Origin of the sequence: Primorskyibacter sp. S87 (assembly GCF_049801055.1) — a bacterium.
GTDB lineage: Bacteria > Pseudomonadota > Alphaproteobacteria > Rhodobacterales > Rhodobacteraceae > JBNAGF01.
In genome coordinates this window covers 115,674-137,182 of the sequence record NZ_JBNAGF010000014.1, presented here as the reverse complement: position 1 = coordinate 137,182, position 21,509 = coordinate 115,674, and the positions used below count along the sequence as shown (strand labels likewise).

The following is a 21,509-nucleotide window of genomic DNA, read 5'->3' as shown; positions in this document are numbered from 1 at the left end:
GGCCCCTGTTTACGTGATTATGATTATTTTCATTCGATCATTGGGAGCAGTTTGTCGAGCGACGCTTTTGCGTCTCCGTAGAACATGCGGGTGTTTTCCTTGAAGAAGAGGGGGTTTTCGATGCCGGAATATCCGGTTCCCTGCCCGCGTTTCATCACGAAGACCTGCTTGGACTTCCAGCATTCCAGCACCGGCATGCCGGCGATGGGTGAGTTGGGGTCGTCCTGTGCGGCCGGGTTGACGATGTCGTTCGAGCCGATGACGATCGAGACATCCGTTTCCGGGAAGTCCTCGTTGATCTCGTCCATCTCCATCACGATGTCGTAGGGCACTTTTGCTTCGGCCAGCAGCACGTTCATGTGTCCGGGCAGGCGCCCGGCGACGGGGTGGATGGCAAAACGGACATTCTTGCCCTTGGCGCGCAGCTTCTTGGTCAGGTCGCTGACTGCAGCCTGCGCCTGTGCCACGGCCATGCCGTAACCGGGGATGATGATGACGCTGTCGGCCTCGTTGAGCGCGGCGGCCACGCCGTCGGTCTCGATCGCAACCTGCTCGCCCTCGACCTCCATCTGCGGCCCCTGCTCGCCGCCGAAGCCGCCGAGGATCACAGAAACGAAGGAGCGGTTCATCGCCTTGCACATGATGTAAGACAGGATCGCACCCGAAGAGCCCACCAGCGCACCGACCACGATCAGCAGGTCGTTGCCAAGCGAGAAGCCGATCGCTGCCGCGGCCCAGCCCGAGTACGAGTTGAGCATCGAGACAACCACCGGCATGTCGGCGCCACCGATGCCCATGATCAGGTGATAGCCGATGAACAGCGCCGCGATGGTCAGGATCAGCAGCGGAAAGAAGCTACCCGAGTTCAGGTACCAGATCAGGCACAGCAGCGACAGCGCGGCCGCACTGGCGTTCAGCACATGGCCGCCAGGCAGCTTGGTGGCCGCCGAGGTCACCTTGCCCGAGAGCTTGCCATAGGCAATCACCGAACCGGTGAAGGTCACGGCCCCGATCCAGATGCCCAGCGAGGCCTCGACCCGCAGGATGTTGATCTCAACGCTGTCCTTCTTGGCCAGCAGCGCGGCAAAGCCTTCCAGCGCTTTCTTTGCGGTCTCGTCCATCGCCATGACGTTGCCCAGTTCGAAATGGGCATTGAAGCCCACGAACACGGCAGCCAGACCGACCAGCGCGTGCATGCCGGCCACCAGTTCCGGCATCTGGGTCATCTCGACCCGCGACGCCAGCTGATAGCCGATCATGCCACCGGCCGCGATCAGGATGATCGACAGCCACCACAGGCCTGCACCGGGACCGATCAGAGTGGCAAACACCGCCAGCGCCATGCCGACAATTCCGTACCAGACAGCGCGCTTGGCGCTTTCCTGGCCCGAAAGGCCGCCCAGCGACAGGATGAAGAGAACAGCAGCGACAACATAGGCCGCAGTCGTAAATCCGAAGTCCATTGTCCTCTACTCCTTCAGGATTTCTGGAACATGGCGAGCATGCGCCGGGTCACGAGGAAGCCGCCAAAGATGTTGATCCCGGCCATGAAGACCGAAAGCGCGGCGAGGAGGATCACCAGGAACGAGCCCGATCCCATTTGCATGAGCGCACCCAGGATGATGATCGACGAGATCGCGTTGGTCACCGCCATCAGCGGCGTGTGCAGGCTGTGTGCCACGCCCCAGATCACCTGGAAGCCGACAAAGACCGCCAGCACGAACACGATGAAATGCTGCATGAAGCTGGCCGGGGCCACAAGGCCAACGCCCAGCATCAGCGCCCCGCCAATGGCCAGCAGGGTCACCTGCTGCTTGGTCTGCGCCTTGAACTCGGCAATCTCCTGCGCCCGCTTTTCTTCGGGCGTCAGTTCCTTGACCTCTTGCTTGGGCTGCGCCGCGATCGCCTGCACCTTGGGCGGCGGTGGCGGGAAGGTAATGTCGCCCTGATAGGTCACCGTGGCGCCGCGGATCACGTCATCTTCCATGTCGTGATTGATCTGACCGTCCTTCTCGGGCGTCAGATCGGCCATCATGTGGCGGATGTTGGTGGCGTAAAGCGACGAGGACTGTGCCGCCATCCGGCTCGGGAAGTCGGTATAGCCGATGATGGTTACGCCATTGTCGGTCACGATCTTCTCGTCAGCCACGGTCAGCTTGCAGTTGCCGCCCTTCTCCGCCGCCAGATCGACGATCACCGAACCCGGCTTCATCGCCTCGACCATGTCCTTGGTCCACAGCTCCGGCGCCTCGCGGTTGGGGATCAGCGCCGTAGTGATCACGATGTCCACTTCTGGCGCCAGCTCGCGGAACTTGGCCAGCTGCGCTTCGCGGAACTCGTCGGACTGCACCGAAGCATAGCCGCCGGTCGAGGCGCCGTCCTGCTGCTCTTCCTCGAAGTCGAGATAGACGAACTCGGCCCCCATCGACTCAACCTGCTCGGCCACTTCGGGGCGCACGTCGAACGCATAGGTGATCGCACCGAGACTGGTCGAGGTGCCGATCGCGGCAAGACCCGCAACCCCGGCGCCGACAACCAGAACCTTGGCCGGTGGGACCTTGCCCGCCGCCGTGATCTGGCCCGTGAAGAACCGGCCGAAATTGTTCCCGGCCTCGATCACCGCCCGGTAACCCGCAATGTTCGCCATCGACGACAGCGCGTCCATCTTCTGGGCCCGGCTGATCCGGGGAACCATCTCCATGGCGATCACGTTGGCCCCCTTCGCCTTCGCCGCCTCCATGCCAGGCTCGTTGCCAGCAGGGTTGAAGAACGAAATCAGCGTCTTTTCCTTCGTCAGACGCTTCAGCTCCGTCTCGTTCGGCTGACGCACCTTCGCAATGATGTCCGAAGCCTTCCAAAGACCCGCCGCCGTCTTGATGATCTCAACCCCGGCAGCCGTATAAGCCGCGTCCGAAAAACCCGCAGCAGCTCCGGCCCCAGCCTCAATCGCGCACTCATAGCCAAGCTTCTGCAACTGAATCGCAGACTCAGGCGTCATCGCAACGCGAGACTCGCCCGAAAATGTCTCTCTAGGTGTCCCTATCTTCAACCTTCTTGTCCCCCTTTGTTGTCGGTGTGGCGGTCAACAGGATTGAAGTCCGCCACCAGGGATGCATCGATAGCACGGGCAAACCATTGGGTGAGGGCCGGTCCTGGTTCTGGTGCGTCCGAGATATTGGCGAATGAGGTGTTGACCATTTTCGCAGGCGCCCAGACCGCCAGCCGGCTGGACTTTATGCAGTGTTCCAGCTCGGTTCGGGACCGAACGATTTGTACTCGCGGTTCGCAGTCTGCCAAGCGCCAGGCGTTTTGCTCTATCGCCAGAAACTGGATTTGGCGGATCACTTCGTCACTGCCGGCTGGGGCGTTGAAGTTGGCCGGCAATCCGACCGTCAACACGACCGGTAGGCCTGAAGACTTGAGAGAACGGAGCAACCCGTTGAGCTCTGGATGCGCCAGATCCTTGTTTGAAAGCTCAACAATCTGCGGCAGCAATTCGGTGCAGGCCGTTTCCGATCCGGTGTTCATGTCGCGTCGTCGCTCGATTTCAACACCCATTTCAAACGGGCCGCGGTCAAGTTTCCGAATTGCCAGCGACAGTTTCTGCGCTTCGGGGAAACGGAAAATGTGGGTCGCTATCCGTTCGGCCAGCGTTTCAAGCAGGTCGACACGTTCCTGTTGCAATGAGATATCGACGGCAGAAACGAGCGCGTCGTAACTCAGGATTGCATCGACGTCATCGGTTATCGCGGCGCAAGTTGATGCCACCTCGACGCCTATGTCGAACTTCAGTCTTTGGGTGACCCCGCGCTCTTCATCGAAAGCGCCAATTTCGATTTCACGGACAAAGTTGTTCAACGTCAGCCGGTCGATGCGGTCTGAACGTGAAGAGGTCGGTTCGATCGATCGGATGGTGGTATTCATGTTGGGGTTCTGCCCGTCATGTTTAAGCAAGGGTCATGGGGCCGGGCCGCATTAGGAACGGCCCGGCAAAAACGCAGGTGGTTTATTCGGCTGGCTCCAAACCTGTCTCCGGACCAGCCGCAGTTTTTGTGTCTGCGCCCTGCTTGGATTTGAACAGAATGCCGGCAACGATTGACATCCCGGCGGCGCCAAAGGACAGAAGCGCGCCCATTTTTGCTGCGTCCTGAACCGCGCCAGCCGGAAAGGCGACCGAAGCGACGAAAAGCGAAACAGTGAAGCCGATGGCGGCGACGCACCCCAATACGAACAGATCGGATTGCTTCATGCCTTCGGGAAGACCGAGCTTTAGCGTCTTGGCCGCGAAACTGCCCATCAGCCAGATGCCCAGCGGCTTTCCGATCAACAGCCCGGCGAGAACCATTGTCGTGGCTGCGCCGACCGATGAGAACTCTACTCCTGCATTCATCAGGCCGAAACCGAACAGGATGAACTCGACCGGGCGTTTCAGGCTGTGCTCGGAGACGTTGAGCAGATCGTTCTGGTGCACTTCTTCCGCCGCGAAGATACCGTAATCGACATCTGCATGTGGCATGGCCGGAATAATCGGTAGCAGGCCGAGAGCAGGATGGATGCCCGCCTTGTGAAAGGCGAACCAGCTGACGGCTCCGGCGATCAGATAAGGCCACCATGACAGTTTCTTGCGAACCCATGTCGAGTTCGGGCGATCCTGTTTACCGCGGTCCATCCTGCGGGGAAGTTTGTTAAACAGCAGATAGACCAAAACAGCTGCCGCGATTGAAACCAGAAGCCATTCCGGAGCCAGCTCTCCTTGCGGATAGAAAATGGCAAGAATCACAAGGCCGACCGCGTCATCTGCGATTGCGAGCAAAAGTAGAAAGCCAACCGCCGGGTGGCCTGCGCCGAAAACAATGCGACCGATGAGGTACGAAAAGGCGATATCCGTCGCCGTGGGAATTGCCCAACCATTGGCGAGAATGGCGAACTTGCCAACAGCAAATGCCCCCAGCAGGTAGATGGTCACTGGACCGATCATGCCTCCGGCTGTTGCGATCAACGGCGTCAGCGCCTTTTTTCCTCGCAGAGAACCGTTCTTAAGTGCCACCGCTTCCCAAACTTCCTTGCCGGCCACGGCGAAAAAGAAAGCCATCAACAAATCGTTAACCAGAAAGTGCAATGTAAAGGATCGGGAAACATGGCCATGTCCGTCATCGTGCAGATGCCCGATTGGCCCGCCGTGGAACAGTTCGAAATGAACCAGATGGTGGTAACTCTCGGGTGATGTGTTGGCCCAGAACAGGGCGGTCAACGCACCCGCAATAAGCAGTATGGAATACTCCTCAACAAAGTCCCAGATTTTGGACATGATATCCTCTCGGTTGGCTAGCAGTCTGATTGTTTTTGGGGGGATCAGGGTTGAAGCAGGATTTTCCCGTGGTGTTTTCCTGCTTCCATCATGTGGTGCGCGTCCGCTGCCTGTGACATTGGAAGGACCGCATGAGTGACACAGCGCAGAGCGCCGTTGTCAAAAAGGGGCCAGACAGTCTTTCGCAGATCCTGCGCAACTTCTGACTTGAATGATTCCGGCCGCGATCGGAGCGTGGAGCCGGTATATTGAATGCGTTTCAGCATGAATGGCATCAGGTCGATCTCGACCTTTGAGCCAAGATTGAAAGCAAGCTGGATGATGCGCGCATCATGGCGGGATGCTTTGACGTTGCGCGCTACATAATCGCCACCGATGATGTCCAGAATGATATCGGCGCCACCGGCTTCGCGGCAGACAGGTACAAAATCACTTTCACGAAAGTTGATCGTCTTACTGGCACCCAGAGACTCCGCGAAAGCTGCAGCGCTGTCGGATTCGACGGTCGTAAGGACATTGAGTCCCATGGCTGCGCCCAACTGGATCGCCGTGGACCCAATGCCCCCCGAACCGCCATGGACGAGGAAGTTGCCCCCATCGGGCATCTTCTGGCCCAAGAACACGTTGCTCCAGACGGTAAAGAAAGTCTCCGGGAGGCCCGCAGCGTCGGTTTCGTCGATACCAGTCGGAACCGGCAAGCAATGACCCGCGTTCACGGCGACGTATTCGGCATATCCGCCGCCGTTTGTCAGGGCGCACACCCTGTCACCCGGCTTCCACAGGGTTTGATCGCTGCCTGCCGAAACCACTTCGCCCGAAACTTCGAGCCCCAATAGATCAGAGGCACCCTTGGGGGGCGGATAGTGGCCGCGGCGTTGCACAAGGTCTGGCCCATTGACGCCGGCGGCTGTCACCCGGATCAGGATTTCGTCCTGCCCCGGTTGGGGAACCGGGCGCGAGCCCGGGACGAGAACCTCGGGCCCGCCGGCGCCGTTCATTTCTACAACGTTCATTGTCTCGGGCAGTCGCGTCACGGTCATTCTCTGTTTTGGTTCAGGTTTCTGTTTTTGCCCGCTTTACGGCGGCCACCACGTCGTCGGCATTCTTGGCAATTGTTGCCCCAGCTGCGGTCAAGGATGCGATCTTCTCGTCAGCGGTTCCTCCGCCGAGCACTGACAGAGTTCCGGCATGACCCATCCGGCGCCCTTGGGGGGCGTGACGGCCAACAACCAGAGCCACGACAGGTTTCCCGTAGTCGACGGAGCGTAAATAGTCCGCGGCTTCCTCTTCTGCGCGGCCCCCGATCTCTCCGATCAGGACGACAGATTCTGTTTCAGGATCCTCCTTGAACCGCTTGAGGCATTCCACGAAGTCCACACCATGGAGGGCATCACCTCCAACACCCACAGTGGTCGACTGCCCCATTCCGGCCTTGCTGAACTGGGCAAGCACTTCTGAGGTCAATGAGGCCGACCGGGAAGCGATGCCGACAGTGCCTGGCGTGGCATTGCCTGTCGGCATGACGCCAATCTTGCATTGCTCAGGAGTCAGGATGCCTTGCGAATTCGGCCCGATGAGGATCGTGTCGGAGTTCTGCAGCGCTTGCTTGACGCGGCTCATATCATGCTGCGGGACCCGTTCGGTCACGCACACCACGACACCAATTCCGGCCTCTATGGCTTCGATCATGGCATCTCCTGCGCGGGGCGCCGGCACGATGACCAAGCTGGCATTGGCGCCGGTTTCGTCCATGGCTTCCTTAACGGAGTTGAACATGGGCAGATCGAGATGACGTGTGCCGCCCTTGCCAGGGCGGACGCCTCCGACGTAGGTGGAGCCGTACCGCACGGCCTGATCCGTATAGAAAGTTCCGGCCCGACCAGTCATGCCCTGAACGATGACACGGGTATCGGAATCAACGAAAATCGACATTTCTCGGCCCTCCTATTTCGCGACCTCTACGGCGCGGTTGATTGCAGCGGACATGGTGTTGAACGGTTCAACCGGAACTTTACGGTCTTTCAGAATCCTTATACCCCACTCGGCGTTCTGGCCTGATACATGGGCCACAACCGGCAACTCCCGATCCGAGCGTGAGAAGGCGAAGTTGACGCCTTCGGCCACAGTGTCGGCCGAGGTCATGCCGCCGCCATGGATGTTCAACAGGATGACCCGGACATTCGGATCCTGAAGCAGAAGCTCCACGCCCTTTGCCACGTCAAAGCTTGTGGCGGTCGTTCTGATATCCATGAAGTTTGCGGGTTTGCCGCCGGCGTCGACGATCATGTCCAACGTGGCAAGGCCGAGACCTGCGCCGTTGGCGATGACACCAACATTGCCGTCGAGTTTGACAAGATTGATATTGTTCTTCTGAGCTTCCAACTCGCTTTCGCGAGTTGCCAGATCCGACGCCATGGATTCAAACTCGGGACGCCGGAAGGATGCGTTACTGTCGAGAACGATCTTTGCATCAATCACCATCCAACGGTCGTCCGAAGTTTTAGCGAATGGGTTGATCTCCAGCAGGATCATGTCGTTTTCGACAAAGGCTTTCCGAGCTGCGAACAGGCTATCGATTGCCTGTGGGGCCGCGATGTCAACGCTTTCGAGGAACTCGGCAAGCTGGGAACGGGTATCGGGAGTGTCAGGGGCGAAAGGGAAAGTCCGGACCGTGCCTTCATCCATTCGGGCGCGTTGCTCGAATTCAACGCCGCCCTCGGACGAGGCGAGTAGAATGGGAGAGCCCGTCTTGGGATCAATTGCGATAGCCACGAAGTAGCTCTTTGCGATATCGATTGCCGCTTCGATATACACCGATTCAACGGTTTCGCCGGCGCTGGATGTCTGCTCGGTTACAAGGTTCGAGCCGAGTAGTTTTTTTGTCTCCTCCGCCACCGAGGACGGTGTGGCAGCAAATTTGACGCCCCCGGCAAGACCGCGACCGCCTGCGGGAATTTGCGCTTTCACGACGTATTTGCGGGAATCGATTTCTCTGCAGCGCGCTTCGGCCTCTTCGGCGGTGCGCGCAACTCGTCCATCCGGCATTGCCATACCGTATTGGGACAGAAGCTCTTTGGATTTGTGCTCTGAGATAAACATGGCAGCTCTCCTCCCCAACTACTTGGTATCTGGTATACCACATAGAAGACTGCTGTCAACGACGACGGTTGCTGGCCCAGTGATCCGACCCGCGCTAAGCTGCCAGAGCGCAAATGCAGAGGGATTGCCGTGATATCGTTGAGAGAGCTTGAATTCATTTCTTCGCTTGCGCGTCGAAAACACTTTGCCCGAGCCGCAGAGGACTGCGGTGTTTCCCAACCGGCCTTTTCGATGCGAATTCGGAAGATCGAAGAACAGCTTGGGGCAGCGATTGTCAAAAGAGGAAACAGGTTTCAGGGCTTCACCGCCGAGGGTGAAACCCTTGTGCGGCATGCCCGTAAAATCATGGATGATCTGAAAGTCATGGAGCAGGAAATCAGATCGGAGCGGGGTGAGGTGACCGGATTGCTCTCGGTCGGGGTCATTCCGACGGCGGCAATCTTTGCGGCACGTGCCATCCGACGCCTTCAGGGTTTGTATCCTGGAATCCGGGTCCGACTGGAAACGGCGACCTCGCTGGCCATCCAGCAGGGGCTGGAGGACGGAAGATTCGAGGCGGGCTTTACCTATGGCGAAGGCGTATCCCGCGACATGCTGCGCGCCGATCCATTGTATCAGGAAGCCTACTATCTCCTCGCACCAGTGAGTCTGATACCTCAGGGCAAGAGCGAGATCAGTTGGGCCGAAGCAGCGGAGCTTCCGCTTAGTCTGCTGGAACCCAATATGCAAAACCGAAGGATACTCGACAAAGTTTTTCGCGATGCGGGCCTGGTTCCCGATGTTGTGTCGGAAACCAGCGAGTTTACCGCCTCAATGGTTTTGGCTGCCGAAGGAGCGTCAGCAACAATCGTTCCGAAAGTTCACGCCGAAACATTTGGCGTTTTGGACGGAGCCGTTGCGTTGCCCTTGGTAAATCCGAAACTGGAAAAGGAAGTCTGCCTGGTTGCGCAGATGCGCGACCCAAGCCTTCCTACAGTTGCGGCGTTGCGAAAGGTCTGCCTTACAGTGCAATAAGATTTGCTTATCGCGCCATCAGTAATTTGTAATTGACGTTCAGCACTTCTGATATCCATGCTTGTGAGGTAATGGCACCGCTCGTGGACTAGGGAGAGCTAGATGGCACCGCTGGACGATCAAAAGGGCATCTGGAAAAAGAAGGGTACAGGGAAGAGTTCCAAGACTCCCAAAGGGCGCCAGGTCGATGACCGGGCCTTGCAGGAAGTCCAGAATCTGCTGGGTGACAAGCCACGCCGGCGCGACTTGCTCATCGAGTTTCTGCATTTGGTTCAAGATGCTTATGGGCACCTTTCTGCCGCACACATTTCGGCGCTGGCGCATGAGCTTAGGCTGGCTCAATCCGAAGTCTACGAAGTGGCCACGTTCTACGCTCACTTCGACGTCGTCGCCGAGGGCGATGCCCCGCCACCCGCACTGACCATCCGGGTCTGCGATTCGCTTTCGTGCGAGTTGGCAGGTGCCGAGCAGCTGCGAACAGCATTGGAAGGCGGGCTGGATGCCAGCGAGGTTCGGGTTCTTCGCGCGCCTTGCATGGGTCGTTGTGATACGGCGCCGGTTCTGGAACTGGGGCATAATCACATTGACCACGCCACACCGGAAAAGGTGCATGCGGCCATTGCTGCGGGTGATACTCATGCTCACCTGCCCAAGTATGAAGGCTTTGATGCCTACCTTGCCGCCGGAGGCTATGCCGCTTTGACGGATCTGCGCGCCAACGGAAACTGGGAGGCTGTGCAGGAAACTGTTCTGTCGAGCGGTTTGCGTGGTTTGGGCGGCGCGGGTTTCCCATCAGGCAAAAAGTGGGGTTTCGTTCGCATGAACGAGGGTCCTCGCTATCTTGCGGTCAATGGGGACGAGGGTGAGCCGGGCACCTTTAAGGACCGCTACTATCTGGAGCGCACCCCCCACCTGTTCCTCGAAGGAATGCTGATTGCCGGATGGGCTGTCGAGGCAGAAACATGTTTCATTTACCTGCGCGACGAATACCCGGCGGTTCGCGAGATCCTGCAAACTGAAATTGCAGCCCTTGAGGCCGCTGGGATCGTCGAACCGGGATATATCGACCTGCGCCGCGGAGCAGGGGCATATATCTGCGGCGAAGAAAGCGCGATGATCGAGTCGATCGAAGGTAAGCGCGGATTGCCGCGGCATCGCCCCCCATTTGTCGCTCAGGTCGGGGTGTTCAACAGACCCACCCTGGTTCACAACATCGAAACCCTGCATTGGGTTGCCCGCATCATGCGTGAGGGCCCCGAAATCCTGTCCGCGGTCGAGCACAACGGTCGCAAGGGGCTTCGCAGCTATTCCGTTTCGGGCCGGGTCAAGAACCCTGGCGTTCACGAATTGCCCGCCGGATCGACGATACCCGAGATCATCGAGGCTGCCGGCGGGATGCTGGATGGTCACGTGTTCAAGGCCTACCAGCCGGGCGGTCCGTCGTCAGGTCTCCTCCCTGCGACTTTGGACGACGTTCCGCTCGACTTTGATACCCTGCAACCGCATGGAACCTTTATTGGGTCTGCTGCGGTAGTAATCCTGTCCGACAAGGACAGCGCCAAGGATGCGGCGCTGAACATGCTGCGGTTTTTCGAAGACGAAAGCTGCGGCCAGTGCACCCCTTGCCGATCCGGGTGCGAAAAGGCCGTGAAACTGATGCAGGCCGACAATTGGGATCAGGAACTGCTTGAAGACCTATGCCAGGTGATGGCGGACGCCTCGATCTGCGGTCTGGGGCAGGCAGCTCCCAACCCAATTCGACTGACGATGAAGCATTTCCCGGAGGAGATCTGATATGCCCGACGGAGCACAAGTAAACATGGTGACCTTTACCCTCAACGGCGATGAGGTGACGGTCCCCGAAGGTTATACGATCTGGGAGGCGGCAAACGGTAAAGGGTTTGTCATACCCCATCTGTGCCACAAGCCGGCCAAGGGCTACCGCCCTGACGGAAATTGCCGGGCCTGCATGGTCGAGGTCGAAGGTGAACGGACGCTGGTTGCATCCTGCATCCGCCCCGTATCTGACGGAATGGTGGTGGCAACTGACAGTGACCGGGCGCGTAAATCCCGCGAGATGGTCATGGAGTTGCTTGTCGCGGACCAGCCTGAGATCAAGCACGATGCATCCTCGCACTTTCAGGACATGGCCGATCTGAACGGTGTCAGCGAAAGTCGCTTTCCGAGTAAGGATCCCTCCCATGTTCCGATCTTGGATGACAGCCATGTCGCCATGCGGGTCAACCTTGATGCCTGCATTAACTGCAACCTGTGTGTCCGCGCGTGCCGCGAGGTGCAGGTCAATGATGTAATCGGAATGGCAGGGCGTGGCAGCACCTCAAAAATCATCTTTGATCAGGATGATCCGATGGGTGGGTCGTCTTGCGTGGCTTGCGGCGAATGCGTTCAGGCCTGCCCGACCGGAGCCCTGATGCCGGCCACTGTTCTGGACGATACACAGGCTGGTGACAGCAAGGACTTTGATCGGGAAGTCGAGAGCGTGTGCCCCTATTGCGGTGTAGGCTGTCAGATCAAGTTCAAGATCAAGGATGACAAGATCAAGTATGTTGAGGGTATAGATGGCCCCGCTAACGAAAACCGTCTGTGCGTCAAGGGTCGGTTCGGTTTCGATTACATCCACCATCCTCACCGTTTGACCAAGCCTTTGATCCGGCGAGAAGATGCACCGCCAAAGGGTCTGAACGTCGATCCGGGCAACCTAATGACGCACTTCCGCGAAGCCAGTTGGGATGAGGCGCTCGACTTTGCCGCCGGCGGCATGGCCAAATTGCGCGACCAGAAGGGAACCTATGTTGCCGGTTTCGGATCGGCCAAATGCTCGAACGAAGAAGCATATCTGTTCCAGAAGCTGATCCGGCAGGGCTTTGGGCACAACAACGTAGATCACTGCACCCGGTTGTGCCATGCCTCATCGGTCGCGGCATTGCTGGAAAATGTCGGTTCGGGCGCGGTTTCGGCGACGTTCAACGAAATCGAGAACTCGGACGTGGCGATCGTCATCGGGTGTAATCCGATCGAGAACCACCCTGTGGCAGCCACCTATTTCAAGCAGTTCGCCAAGCGTGGCGGAAAGCTGATCGTGATGGACCCGCGTGGTCAGGGGCTCAAGAGATTTGCCAGCCACATGCTGCAGTTTAAAGCGGGCGGCGATGTTTCGATGCTGAACGCGATCATGAACGTGATCGTCGAAGAAGAGCTCTACGACACGACCTATATCGACAAGTTCACCGAAAACTGGGAAGAGATGAAGGCCCATCTCAAGGATTTCACGCCCGAAAAGATGGCGCCTGTTTGCGGCATTGAGCCTGACGTTCTTAGGGATGTGGCAAGGACATTTGCCAATGCAAAAGCCGGCCTGATCTTCTGGGGCATGGGGATTTCTCAGCACGTTCACGGCACCGATAATTCGCGTTGTCTGATCTCGCTGGCGCTCATGACCGGCAATGTCGGGCGTCCGGGCGCTGGCTTGCACCCATTGCGTGGGCAAAACAACGTGCAAGGCGCGTCGGATGCGGGGCTGATCCCCATGTTCCTGCCCGACTACCAGAGCGTCACGGATGACGGCGTGCGTTCCGCCTTTACCGAGGTCTGGAAATCAGGTGACTTCTCGAATGAGAAGGGCCTGACCGTCGTTGAAATCATGGATGCAATCCATAATGACGATATCCGAAGCATGTATATTCTCGGTGAAAATCCAGCGATGTCCGATCCGGATGCCGAACATGCCAGAGATGCGCTTGCCAAGCTGGAGCATCTGGTTGTTCAGGACATCTTTCTGACGGAAACCGCGAACTACGCGGATGTGATCCTGCCGTCATCGGCGTGGTATGAAAAATCGGGAACGGTAACGAACACCAACCGACAGGTCCAAATGGGCCGCCCCGTCTGCCCCCCACCGGGAGAAGCCAAGGAAGATTGGTGGATCGAAGTGGAGCTTGCTAAGCGACTGGGTCTCGACTGGACTTACACCCATCCATCTCAGGTTTTCGCCGAGATGAAGCTGAACATGGGGTCGCTCGACAACATCACATGGGAACGCCTTGAGGGTACCGCGGTCACCTATCCGTCGCTCAGCCCCGAAGATCCCGGGCAGGCGATTGTTTTTGGCGACGGGTTCCCGCGCCAGGATGGACGCGCCCGATTTACTCCGGCCAACGTGATCCCGCCGGACGAAACTCCAGACGCAGAGTTCCCGTTTGTTCTGATCACAGGCAGACAACTGGAACATTGGCACACTGGATCGATGACGCGCCGCAGCAAGGTTCTTGATGCCGTCGAGCCCGAGGCAAACTGTTCGCTTCACCCGAGAACTCTCAGAGAGCTGGGGGCTGCACCTGGAGATTATCTGCGCTTAACAACCCGGCGCGGGTCGGTCACGGTGATGGCGCGGGCTGACCGCGCGGTGGCCGAGAACAATGTGTTCCTACCTTTCGCGTATGTCGAAGCGGCCGCAAACATTTTGACAAATCCGGCACTTGACCCATATGGCAAGATCCCCGAGTTTAAGTTCTCGGCGGTTCATGTCGAAAAGGCGGGGGATATTGCCGCAGAATAGGTGCAGCCGGGAACATTCGGTTCGACCAAGCATGGTGGAACCCGTTAGTCTCGCTAGGTGCAAATTAACGCGCGGCTAGGAGCGGGTTCCGATCATGTCCGATATCTGGCAGGGGCTGGTGCAGGCGGTCATTCTGATCGTGTCATTTGACCCCGACCTCGTGGAAATCACCTTGCGGTCGCTGCATGTGACCGTAAGTGCGCTTGTCATCGCTTCGCTTATTGCATTCCCGATCGCGGGTCTGCTGTCCGTGCGGCGGTTTCGTATGCGCAGGACGACAATTGCGGTTATGAACGCGCTGATGGGGCTTCCGCCTGTAGTGGTCGGTCTGTTCGTGTACCTTTTGCTGTCCCGGTCGGGGCCGCTCGGCGTGTTTGGGCTGCTGTTCACGCCAACTGCAATGATAATCGCTCAGGTCATAATCATTGTTCCGCTCATTGCCTCGATAGCGCATCAATCGCTGCGTGAAATCTGGTCTGACTATCACGATCTGCTTCTGTCTCTAAACACCACACAATCGCAGAGGGTTCGGGCAATCCTGTGGGACAGTCGAAGGGCGCTGTTAACCGCATCGTTGGCAGGTTTCGGGCGGGCCATCGGCGAGGTTGGCGCCATCATGATCGTTGGTGGCAATATAGACCATACGACACGCGTGCTGACGACTGCTATCGCCTTGGAAACCAGCAAGGGTGAACTTGCATTGGCTCTGGCGCTGGGCTTTGTGCTGATCGGCATGGCAATCGCAGTCAATCTGGCAATCCACCGTCTCACCCAGACAGAAACAGAGGGGCGTTGGTGATGGGCCTGATGCCTTTGAAGGTGCGTGGCGCGGTCTCGCGCAGACAAGGCAAGGTGCTCGTCGGGCCGGTCGATCTCGATTTTGAGGCAACGGGTGTAACAATTGTTATCGGGCCAAACGGGGCGGGCAAAACTTCGCTTCTGAGGTTGCTGCATGGGATCCAGCGGCTCAGTGCCGGAACTATCGAATGGTCGTGTGGGATAGAGGAGGCCCGCCAAAAACAGGGTTTTGTGTTTCAGTCACCGGTGATGATGAGGCGCACTGTGCGGGACAATATTGCCTATCCTCTGCTTGTAGCCGGCGAAACCAGGAAACGAGCAAGGCTGGTCGCCGAAGAATGGGCGGGACGAGTAGGAATTGGTGAAATGTTGAACCAACAGGCGGCGGTTCTATCTGGCGGCGAGCGGCAGAAACTTGCCTTGGCCCGCGCCTTTACACGCAATCCCGAAGTTCTGTTTCTAGATGAGCCTTGTGCCTCTCTGGATGGTCGATCAACACGAGAGATCGAGGCGCTTTTACATGAGGCAACGGCAAGAGGAACGCGGCTTATCATGTCGACCCACGACATGGGGCAGGCAAAGAGGCTTGCAAGCGAAGTGGTCTTTCTGGTGGACGGAAAGGTGCACGAAGCCGCTCCGGCCACGCAGTTCTTCGACTCGCCAAAGAGTTCGAAAGCCGCGGCTTTCCTAAATGGAGACATTGTTGACTGACCGCCATTCGAGCGTGTCAGCAGTGCAGTGACCATTCTGGAGTGAGGGACAGCGCAGAGTGTCAAAAGCCCTCAGAGGCTGGTACGAGATACCTGGTCGTTTTGGGGTCAAAAGCTCTGGAAACGAAGCAGGTCAAAAATGCAGTAGGAAAAAATCGGGAACCGCCGGACGGCATCGGCGCCGTTATTTCGTGCCGTGCAGACAAGGAAGGACGTTACATCCAACGGTTCCCTAGGTCCGGCCGCCAAAGTGGGGAGCTACAAAAGGCGGCCGGTGATGTTTCAAATCATCCGATGGCTTTGAGCATGGCCTGACCCAATCCGGCCGGGCTGTCGGAAACGACGATACCGGCGGACCGCATGGCTTCGATTTTGTCTTCGGCGCCGCCTTTGCCGCCTGAGATCACGGCACCGGCGTGGCCCATGGTACGACCGGGAGGTGCGGTGCGGCCAGCAATGAAACCAGCTACCGGTTTGGAGCGCCCTTTTTTGGCTTCGTCAGCCAGAAACTGAGCTGCATCTTCTTCGGCCGAGCCGCCAATTTCACCGATCATAATGATCGACTTGGTATCTTCATCTGCAAGGAACAGCTCGAGGACGTCGATGAATTCGGTGCCCTTGACCGGGTCACCCCCGATGCCGATCGCCGACGTCTGGCCCAAACCTGCAACCGTTGTCTGGTAGACGGCTTCATATGTCAGTGTTCCCGACCGCGAAACCACGCCGACGGATCCTTTCTTGAATATCGAACCGGGCATGATGCCGATCTTGCACTCATCAGCTGTCATCATGCCGGGAGAGTTCGGCCCGACCAGGCGCGAGTTCGAATTCCGCAGCTTTTCAGCAACCCGCACCATGTCCTGAACCGGCACACCTTCGGTGATACATGAGATCAGCTCGATTCCGGCGTCGACCGCTTCTTCGATCGCGGCGGCGGCTCCGGCAGGGGGCACATAGATCACCGAAGCCGTTGCTCCTGTGGCCTCTGCGGCTTCGCCAACGGTGGCATAGATGGGGAGTTCCTGCCCCGATGCGGCTGTCCATTTAGTGCCGCCCTTTTTAGGGTGAATACCCGCGACCATCTGGGTGTTTGCATAGGCAAGTGCCTGTTCCGTGTGAAAGGTTCCGGTCTTTCCGGTCAGGCCTTGCACAATGATCTTTGTGTCTTTGTTCAGCAGGATCGACATGTCTTTTATCCTTTCACCGCTTTAACGATTTTCTGGGCGGCATCGTCCAGATCGTCGGCGGCGATCACGTTCAGACCGCTTTCGTTGATGATCTTCTTGCCGTCTTCGACTTTGGTACCTTCGAGGCGAACGACCAGCGGAACCGGTAGCCCCACTTGTTTGACCGCTTCGACGACACCTTCGGCGATCACGTCACACCGCATGATCCCACCAAAGATGTTGACCAGAATGCCTTTGACGTTGTCATCGGCGGTGATGATCTTGAACGCCTCAGTTACCTTTTCGGTCGTCGCCCCTCCGCCGACGTCAAGGAAGTTCGCCGGTTCGGCGCCATACAGCTTGATGATGTCCATGGTCGCCATGGCAAGGCCCGCGCCATTGACCATGCATCCGATCTCGCCATCGAGGGCGATATAGGACAGGTCGAACTTGGACGCCTGGATTTCCTTTTCGTCCTCTTCGGTCAGATCGCGCAGTTCCTGCACGTCCGGATGGCGGAACAGGGCATTGTTGTCGAAGGAGACCTTGGCATCAAGCACCTGCATGTCGTTCGATTCAGTGACGATCAGCGGGTTGATCTCCAGCAGGCTCATGTCCTTTTCAACGAATGCTTTGTAAAGGTTCTTGAACAGATCGACGGCCTGTTCCTTTGCAGAGCCCGAAAGCTTCAGCGCGTCCGCCAGCTTTGTTGCATCTGCGTCGGTGCAACCAGCGGACGGTACGATATCCACAGTGTGGATCAACTCGGGGGTCTCTTCAGCGACTGTTTCGATATCCATCCCGCCTTCGGTCGACGCAACGAATGACGTCATCCCCGTTTCGCGGTTGACCAGAAGCGAGAGATACAACTCGCGGTCAATGGCTGCTCCCGATTCAATATAGAGCCGGTTTACCTGTTTGCCGGCCGGGCCGGTTTGTTTGGTTACAAGCGTGTTGCCGAACATCTCCTTGATGTTGGCCATTGCCTCTTCGGCCGAAAAGGAAACGCGCACGCCGCCTTTTGCGTCTTCGGGAAGTTCTTTGAATTTACCCTTGCCGCGTCCGCCGGCATGAATCTGGCTTTTGACGACCCAGACAGGTCCGGGCAGGGCGCCTATTGCGGATTCAGCTTCGTCGAGTGATGTGATCGGCACGCCGGATGCCACCGGTGCGCCATAGTCGCGAAGAAGCGCCTTCGCCTGGTACTCATGGATGTTCACGCTGTTCCTCCCTAGCATGATGCGATCAGCGGATCGCTTTGGGTTTTTGAGTAAGTGCTGAGTTCGCTGCCTATTTGATCAGAGGCAGGATTTTCTTGAAGGCCGGCGTGCCGGCCTTTCCTAGCCATTCGAACACCACCATTTCGGTTGTTACGATTCCCGCGCCGCAAGCGTTAAGCCGTGCTATGCAGGCCTGTTCACTCTCAAGCGTCCGCGATGCGGTTGCATCTGACACGACGAAAACCTCATAACCTTCTTCGATCAGGCTCGCTGCCGTCTGAACGACACAGATATGAGCTTCCATTCCGGCAAGAACGGCCTGTTTCCGGCCAAAGCCTCTGAAGTGGGTTGCGAACTCCGGATCCTCCATGCACGAAAAATGCATCTTGCTTAGAATCGCGGTGTCCTGTGACGGGGTGAGTTCTGGTACTGTCATGCCCAATCCCGCAGGATACTGCTCTGTCATGATCACGGGAACATCAAGCTCTTCGGCGCAGGCCAGCAGGGTTCTGGTATTCCGAATCGTGCGTGCCGGTGCCTGCATTGCGGGAACTAGCCGTTCCTGCATGTCGATGATGACCAAAGCGGAATCTTTCGCGCGTATAAGCATGAGAGCCATCCTCGAAATTGGTTAAATCCCGTCAAAACAAGATCTGTGGTATGCCAAATACCACGGAGAAATATTTCCCGCAAGTTGGAAATTTCCTGGTGTTCCAGATGGCAGAGAATCTGTGAGGTTGCTGGAAAATCAATTCGACTGATTCGTGCTGCGATGCGGAAAAATCCGACTAGGTCCCAGGTTGTTCCCTCGCAGCCATCGAGATGACAGCATGAAAAAATAAATAAAAAACAAGGTGATAGTGTTGAAATGGGGCCGAGGGGTGATTGGCTGGGAAAATTTGGCGTCCAAAAAAACTATTGTTGCTAAACTATGTTCTTAGCAGGGGCAAAGTACGCGTATTTTGCGTTTGCGGCGACGAAAGTTACAAAAATCAATTGCCCGGCAAAAATTGCTGGTCTATGGTATACCACATAAATCAGCAGAGTCGCCGCTGATCGCTGGCATGTTGGAGATGCGAATGAAACTGCGACCGATTGCGACGAACTTCACGCTGAAGGATCACGTCTACGAACGGCTTCGGGAAGCGATTACCGAGATGGACATCTATAGTGCAGATGCGGATCTCCGATTGGACGAGCGTTCACTGGCCGAACAGCTGAACATTTCACGCACTCCTTTGCGTGATGCTATCGCCCGCCTCGAAGCAGATGGGCTGGTTACAGTTGTTCCACGCAAGGGCGTCTACGTTCAGCGCAAGAGTCTCTCGGAAGTTCTGGAAATGATCATTGCGTGGGCTGCACTGGAATCGATGGCGGCGCGTCTTGCCGCAGAGCGTGCGACCGATACTGAAATCGCGTCATTGCGCAAAATAGCATCCAAGTACGATGATGAGCTGTCGCCGACCAGAATTGCCGAATATTCCGATGACAATCTGCGGTTTCACCTTCGGATCCTCGAAATCTCCCAGTGCGCGCTGCTGAAAACAATGGCCGAAGGCCTGTTCCTGCACATGCAGGCGGTTCGGTGGCGTGCAATGGGCGAGGCAGACCGGGTCAAGCGGTCAGTGGTCGACCATGCCGAAATTATCGAGGCCATCGAGGCCAGAGATCCTGATGATGCGGCGCTGCGTGTGCGTGAGCATACGATGCGCCTTTACGAGCACGTTCAGAAAACCTGGACCCGACTAGAACTAACCAGCAACCAAGCATAGCCGAACAAGTTTCCGAAAGGGCAACTTCACGCCGGCGCAATTTAAATTGGAGGAAGGAAATGGCTGTAGCCACTGCAACAACATCGTCAAACGAAAAGGCGAGCGTTGCTCCTGGGAGCCAAACGGATGGCTTTCATCTGCTGATTGATGCGCTCAGGCTGAATGGGATCGAGACGATCTACAATGTGCCTGGAATTCCGATTACTGACCTCGGCCGCTACGCTCAGGCACAAGGTATGCGGGTTCTTTCGTTCCGTCACGAACAGCACGCAGGCTACGCTGCTGCGGCAGCGGGTTTCCTGACGAAGAAACCGGGTGTTTGTATGACTGTGTCTGCGCCGGGCTTCCTCAATGGTCTTACCGCTTTGGCGCACGCGACAACCAACTGCTGGCCGATGATCCTGATATCCGGTTCGTCCGAACGCGAGATCGTAGACCTCCAGAGGGGCGACTACGAAGAGATGGACCAGCTGGCCATCGCGCGTCCGCATTGCAAGGCGGCCTATCGGATCCTTCATGCCGAGGACATCGGACTGGGTGTTGCCCGTGCAATCCGTGCTGCTCTGACTGGCCGTCCCGGTGGTGTGTATCTGGACGTTCCAGGCGCTTTGCTTGGCCAGGTCATGGATGCCGCTGAAGGGCAGAAATCCCTTATTGAAGTGGTGGACCCTTCGCCGGCATCGGTTCCCGGTCCTGACGCAGTGTCGCGCGCGGTCGAGGTGCTCAAGTCGGCCAAGAAGCCACTGATCATCCTCGGAAAGGGCGCTGCTTATGCCCAGTGTGACGACAAGGTGCGCCAGCTGGTTGAAACTCTTGGTTTCCCATATCTGCCTATGTCAATGGCCAAAGGTCTACTGCCGGATACCCATCCGCAGTGTTCTTCGGCGGCTCGCTCGCTGGTCCTAAAAGACTCCGACTGTGTCTTCCTTATCGGTGCTCGCCTCAACTGGCTTCTGAGTCACGGTCAGGGCAAATCCTGGGGAGAGAAGGGCGCGAAGAAGTTCGTTCAGATCGACATTGAGCCCAGCGAGATGGACTCGAACCAGAAGATCTCGGCGCCGCTGATCGGGGATATCGAAAGCTGTGCCACAGCGTTGCTCGACGCGATTGGCGACAATTGGCAGAAGCCCAGCGAAGAATGGACCGGTGCTGTTCGCGACAAGGTCGAGGGCAACATCGCAAAAATGGCGCCTCGACTGCAGAACAACAATGTTCCGATGAATTATCAGGGCGCACTTGGCGCGCTGAAGCGGGCGATTGCCGAAAACCCCGATACGATCGTTGTCAACGAAGGGGCAAATGCCCTCGACCAAGCGCGTTCGATCGTCGACATTCACAAGCCGCGCAAGCGTCTCGACGTCGGAACTTGGGGGATCATGGGCATCGGCATGGGCAGCGCTGTGGCTGCCGCCGTTGAAACCGGCAATCAGGTTCTCGCGATCGAGGGCGACAGTGCTTTTGGTTTCTGTGGGATGGAGATCGAAACGGTCTGCCGCTACAACCTGCCGGTCTGCATCGTGATCATGAACAACAACGGCATCTACCGGGGTGACGGTGAGAACTGGTCCGGCGGCGAGGATCCTGCAACGACCGTGTTTGTCGAAGATTCCCGCTACGACATGATGATGCAGGCCTTTGGTGGTGTCGGGGTGCACGTCACTTCGCCCGACGAGCTCAAGCAGGCGGTCGACGCCGCATTTGCAAGCCGAAAACCCACTTTGATCAACGCCGTGATCGACCCGGCAGCGGGCAAGGAAAGCGGCAATATCGGCAACCTGAACCCGTCTTCGGTTGTGGCGCAAGAGCGCTACCCGCAGGCCAAGAAAATCAAGTAATCTGGGAGAGG

At 57.5% G+C, this 21,509-nt stretch carries 17 protein-coding genes; 7 read left to right on the top strand and 10 right to left on the bottom strand.

Features of this window, described 5'->3' with window-relative positions; translation table 11 throughout:
- Positions 1-29 precede the first annotated feature (29 nt).
- From ACP15U_RS19735 to ACP15U_RS19705, 7 genes are all read right to left on the bottom strand, one after another.
- Positions 30-1,463 carry an NAD(P)(+) transhydrogenase (Re/Si-specific) subunit beta gene (locus ACP15U_RS19735; RefSeq protein ID WP_425044675.1) on the bottom strand — a complete coding sequence of 478 codons (1,434 nt, stop codon included), beginning with the start codon at positions 1,461-1,463 and terminating at the stop codon, positions 30-32.
- 14 nt (positions 1,464-1,477) lie between these two features.
- A complete protein-coding gene (locus tag ACP15U_RS19730; RefSeq protein ID WP_425044984.1) occupies positions 1,478-3,049 on the bottom strand; it encodes a Re/Si-specific NAD(P)(+) transhydrogenase subunit alpha in 1,572 nt (523 codons plus the stop codon).
- Complete coding sequence (locus ACP15U_RS19725; protein ID WP_425046737.1) at positions 3,046-3,924, bottom strand: dihydroneopterin aldolase; 879 nt, start codon at positions 3,922-3,924, stop codon at positions 3,046-3,048. Before ACP15U_RS19725 ends, ACP15U_RS19730 begins: the two co-directional genes overlap by 4 nt.
- An 82-nt stretch (positions 3,925-4,006) precedes the next feature.
- Positions 4,007-5,308 carry a Na+/H+ antiporter NhaA gene (locus tag ACP15U_RS19720; protein WP_425046736.1) on the bottom strand — a complete coding sequence of 434 codons (1,302 nt, stop codon included), beginning with the start codon at positions 5,306-5,308 and terminating at the stop codon, positions 4,007-4,009.
- Between the two features lie 44 nt (positions 5,309-5,352).
- Positions 5,353-6,321: an NAD(P)H-quinone oxidoreductase gene (locus tag ACP15U_RS19715; protein WP_425046741.1), complete on the bottom strand. Its 969-nt coding sequence runs from the start codon at positions 6,319-6,321 to the stop codon at positions 5,353-5,355.
- Positions 6,322-6,361: 40 nt separating this feature from the next.
- Complete coding sequence (gene sucD / locus ACP15U_RS19710) at positions 6,362-7,240, bottom strand: succinate--CoA ligase subunit alpha (protein ID WP_425046735.1); 879 nt, start codon at positions 7,238-7,240, stop codon at positions 6,362-6,364.
- Positions 7,241-7,252: 12 nt separating this feature from the next.
- Entirely contained in the window at positions 7,253-8,407 is a 1,155-nt protein-coding gene (locus ACP15U_RS19705; protein ID WP_425046734.1) for a succinate--CoA ligase subunit beta, read from the bottom strand.
- Positions 8,408-8,536: 129 nt separating this feature from the next.
- Here ACP15U_RS19705 and ACP15U_RS19700 point away from each other — a divergent pair, with 129 nt between their 5' ends.
- The 5 genes from ACP15U_RS19700 (at position 8,537) to ACP15U_RS19680 (ending at position 15,506) form a co-directional block, all read left to right on the top strand.
- Positions 8,537-9,421 (top strand): LysR family transcriptional regulator, encoded by an 885-nt coding sequence (locus ACP15U_RS19700; RefSeq protein ID WP_425046733.1) that lies wholly within the window; start codon positions 8,537-8,539, stop codon positions 9,419-9,421.
- Positions 9,422-9,523: 102 nt separating this feature from the next.
- Positions 9,524-11,215, top strand: coding sequence for an NAD(P)H-dependent oxidoreductase subunit E (locus tag ACP15U_RS19695; protein WP_425046732.1), 1,692 nt, complete (start codon positions 9,524-9,526; stop codon positions 11,213-11,215).
- A gap of 1 nt (position 11,216) precedes the next feature.
- Complete coding sequence (gene fdhF, locus ACP15U_RS19690) at positions 11,217-13,997, top strand: formate dehydrogenase subunit alpha (protein WP_425046731.1); 2,781 nt, start codon at positions 11,217-11,219, stop codon at positions 13,995-13,997.
- Positions 13,998-14,091: 94 nt separating this feature from the next.
- Entirely contained in the window at positions 14,092-14,796 is a 705-nt protein-coding gene (locus ACP15U_RS19685; protein ID WP_425046730.1) for an ABC transporter permease, read from the top strand.
- Positions 14,796-15,506 carry an ATP-binding cassette domain-containing protein gene (locus tag ACP15U_RS19680; protein WP_425046729.1) on the top strand — a complete coding sequence of 237 codons (711 nt, stop codon included), beginning with the start codon at positions 14,796-14,798 and terminating at the stop codon, positions 15,504-15,506. The genes ACP15U_RS19685 and ACP15U_RS19680 overlap by 1 nt, the downstream gene beginning before the upstream one ends.
- A gap of 286 nt (positions 15,507-15,792) precedes the next feature.
- On the opposite strand, the gene sucD (ACP15U_RS19675) is transcribed toward ACP15U_RS19680, so the two are convergent.
- From sucD (ACP15U_RS19675) to ACP15U_RS19665, 3 genes are all read right to left on the bottom strand, one after another.
- Positions 15,793-16,692: a succinate--CoA ligase subunit alpha gene (gene sucD, locus ACP15U_RS19675; protein WP_425046728.1), complete on the bottom strand. Its 900-nt coding sequence runs from the start codon at positions 16,690-16,692 to the stop codon at positions 15,793-15,795.
- A gap of 5 nt (positions 16,693-16,697) precedes the next feature.
- Complete coding sequence (sucC, locus tag ACP15U_RS19670) at positions 16,698-17,891, bottom strand: ADP-forming succinate--CoA ligase subunit beta (RefSeq protein WP_425046727.1); 1,194 nt, start codon at positions 17,889-17,891, stop codon at positions 16,698-16,700.
- 70 nt (positions 17,892-17,961) lie between these two features.
- Entirely contained in the window at positions 17,962-18,501 is a 540-nt protein-coding gene (locus tag ACP15U_RS19665) for a hydrolase (protein WP_425046726.1), read from the bottom strand.
- Positions 18,502-18,970: 469 nt separating this feature from the next.
- Between ACP15U_RS19665 and ACP15U_RS19660 the strand changes: the two genes are divergently transcribed.
- Together ACP15U_RS19660 and oxc are read left to right on the top strand one after the other, a co-directional pair.
- Positions 18,971-19,663 carry a GntR family transcriptional regulator gene (locus tag ACP15U_RS19660; RefSeq protein WP_425046725.1) on the top strand — a complete coding sequence of 231 codons (693 nt, stop codon included), beginning with the start codon at positions 18,971-18,973 and terminating at the stop codon, positions 19,661-19,663.
- 59 nt (positions 19,664-19,722) lie between these two features.
- A complete protein-coding gene (gene oxc, locus ACP15U_RS19655; protein ID WP_425046724.1) occupies positions 19,723-21,498 on the top strand; it encodes an oxalyl-CoA decarboxylase in 1,776 nt (591 codons plus the stop codon).
- Positions 21,499-21,509 lie beyond the last annotated feature (11 nt).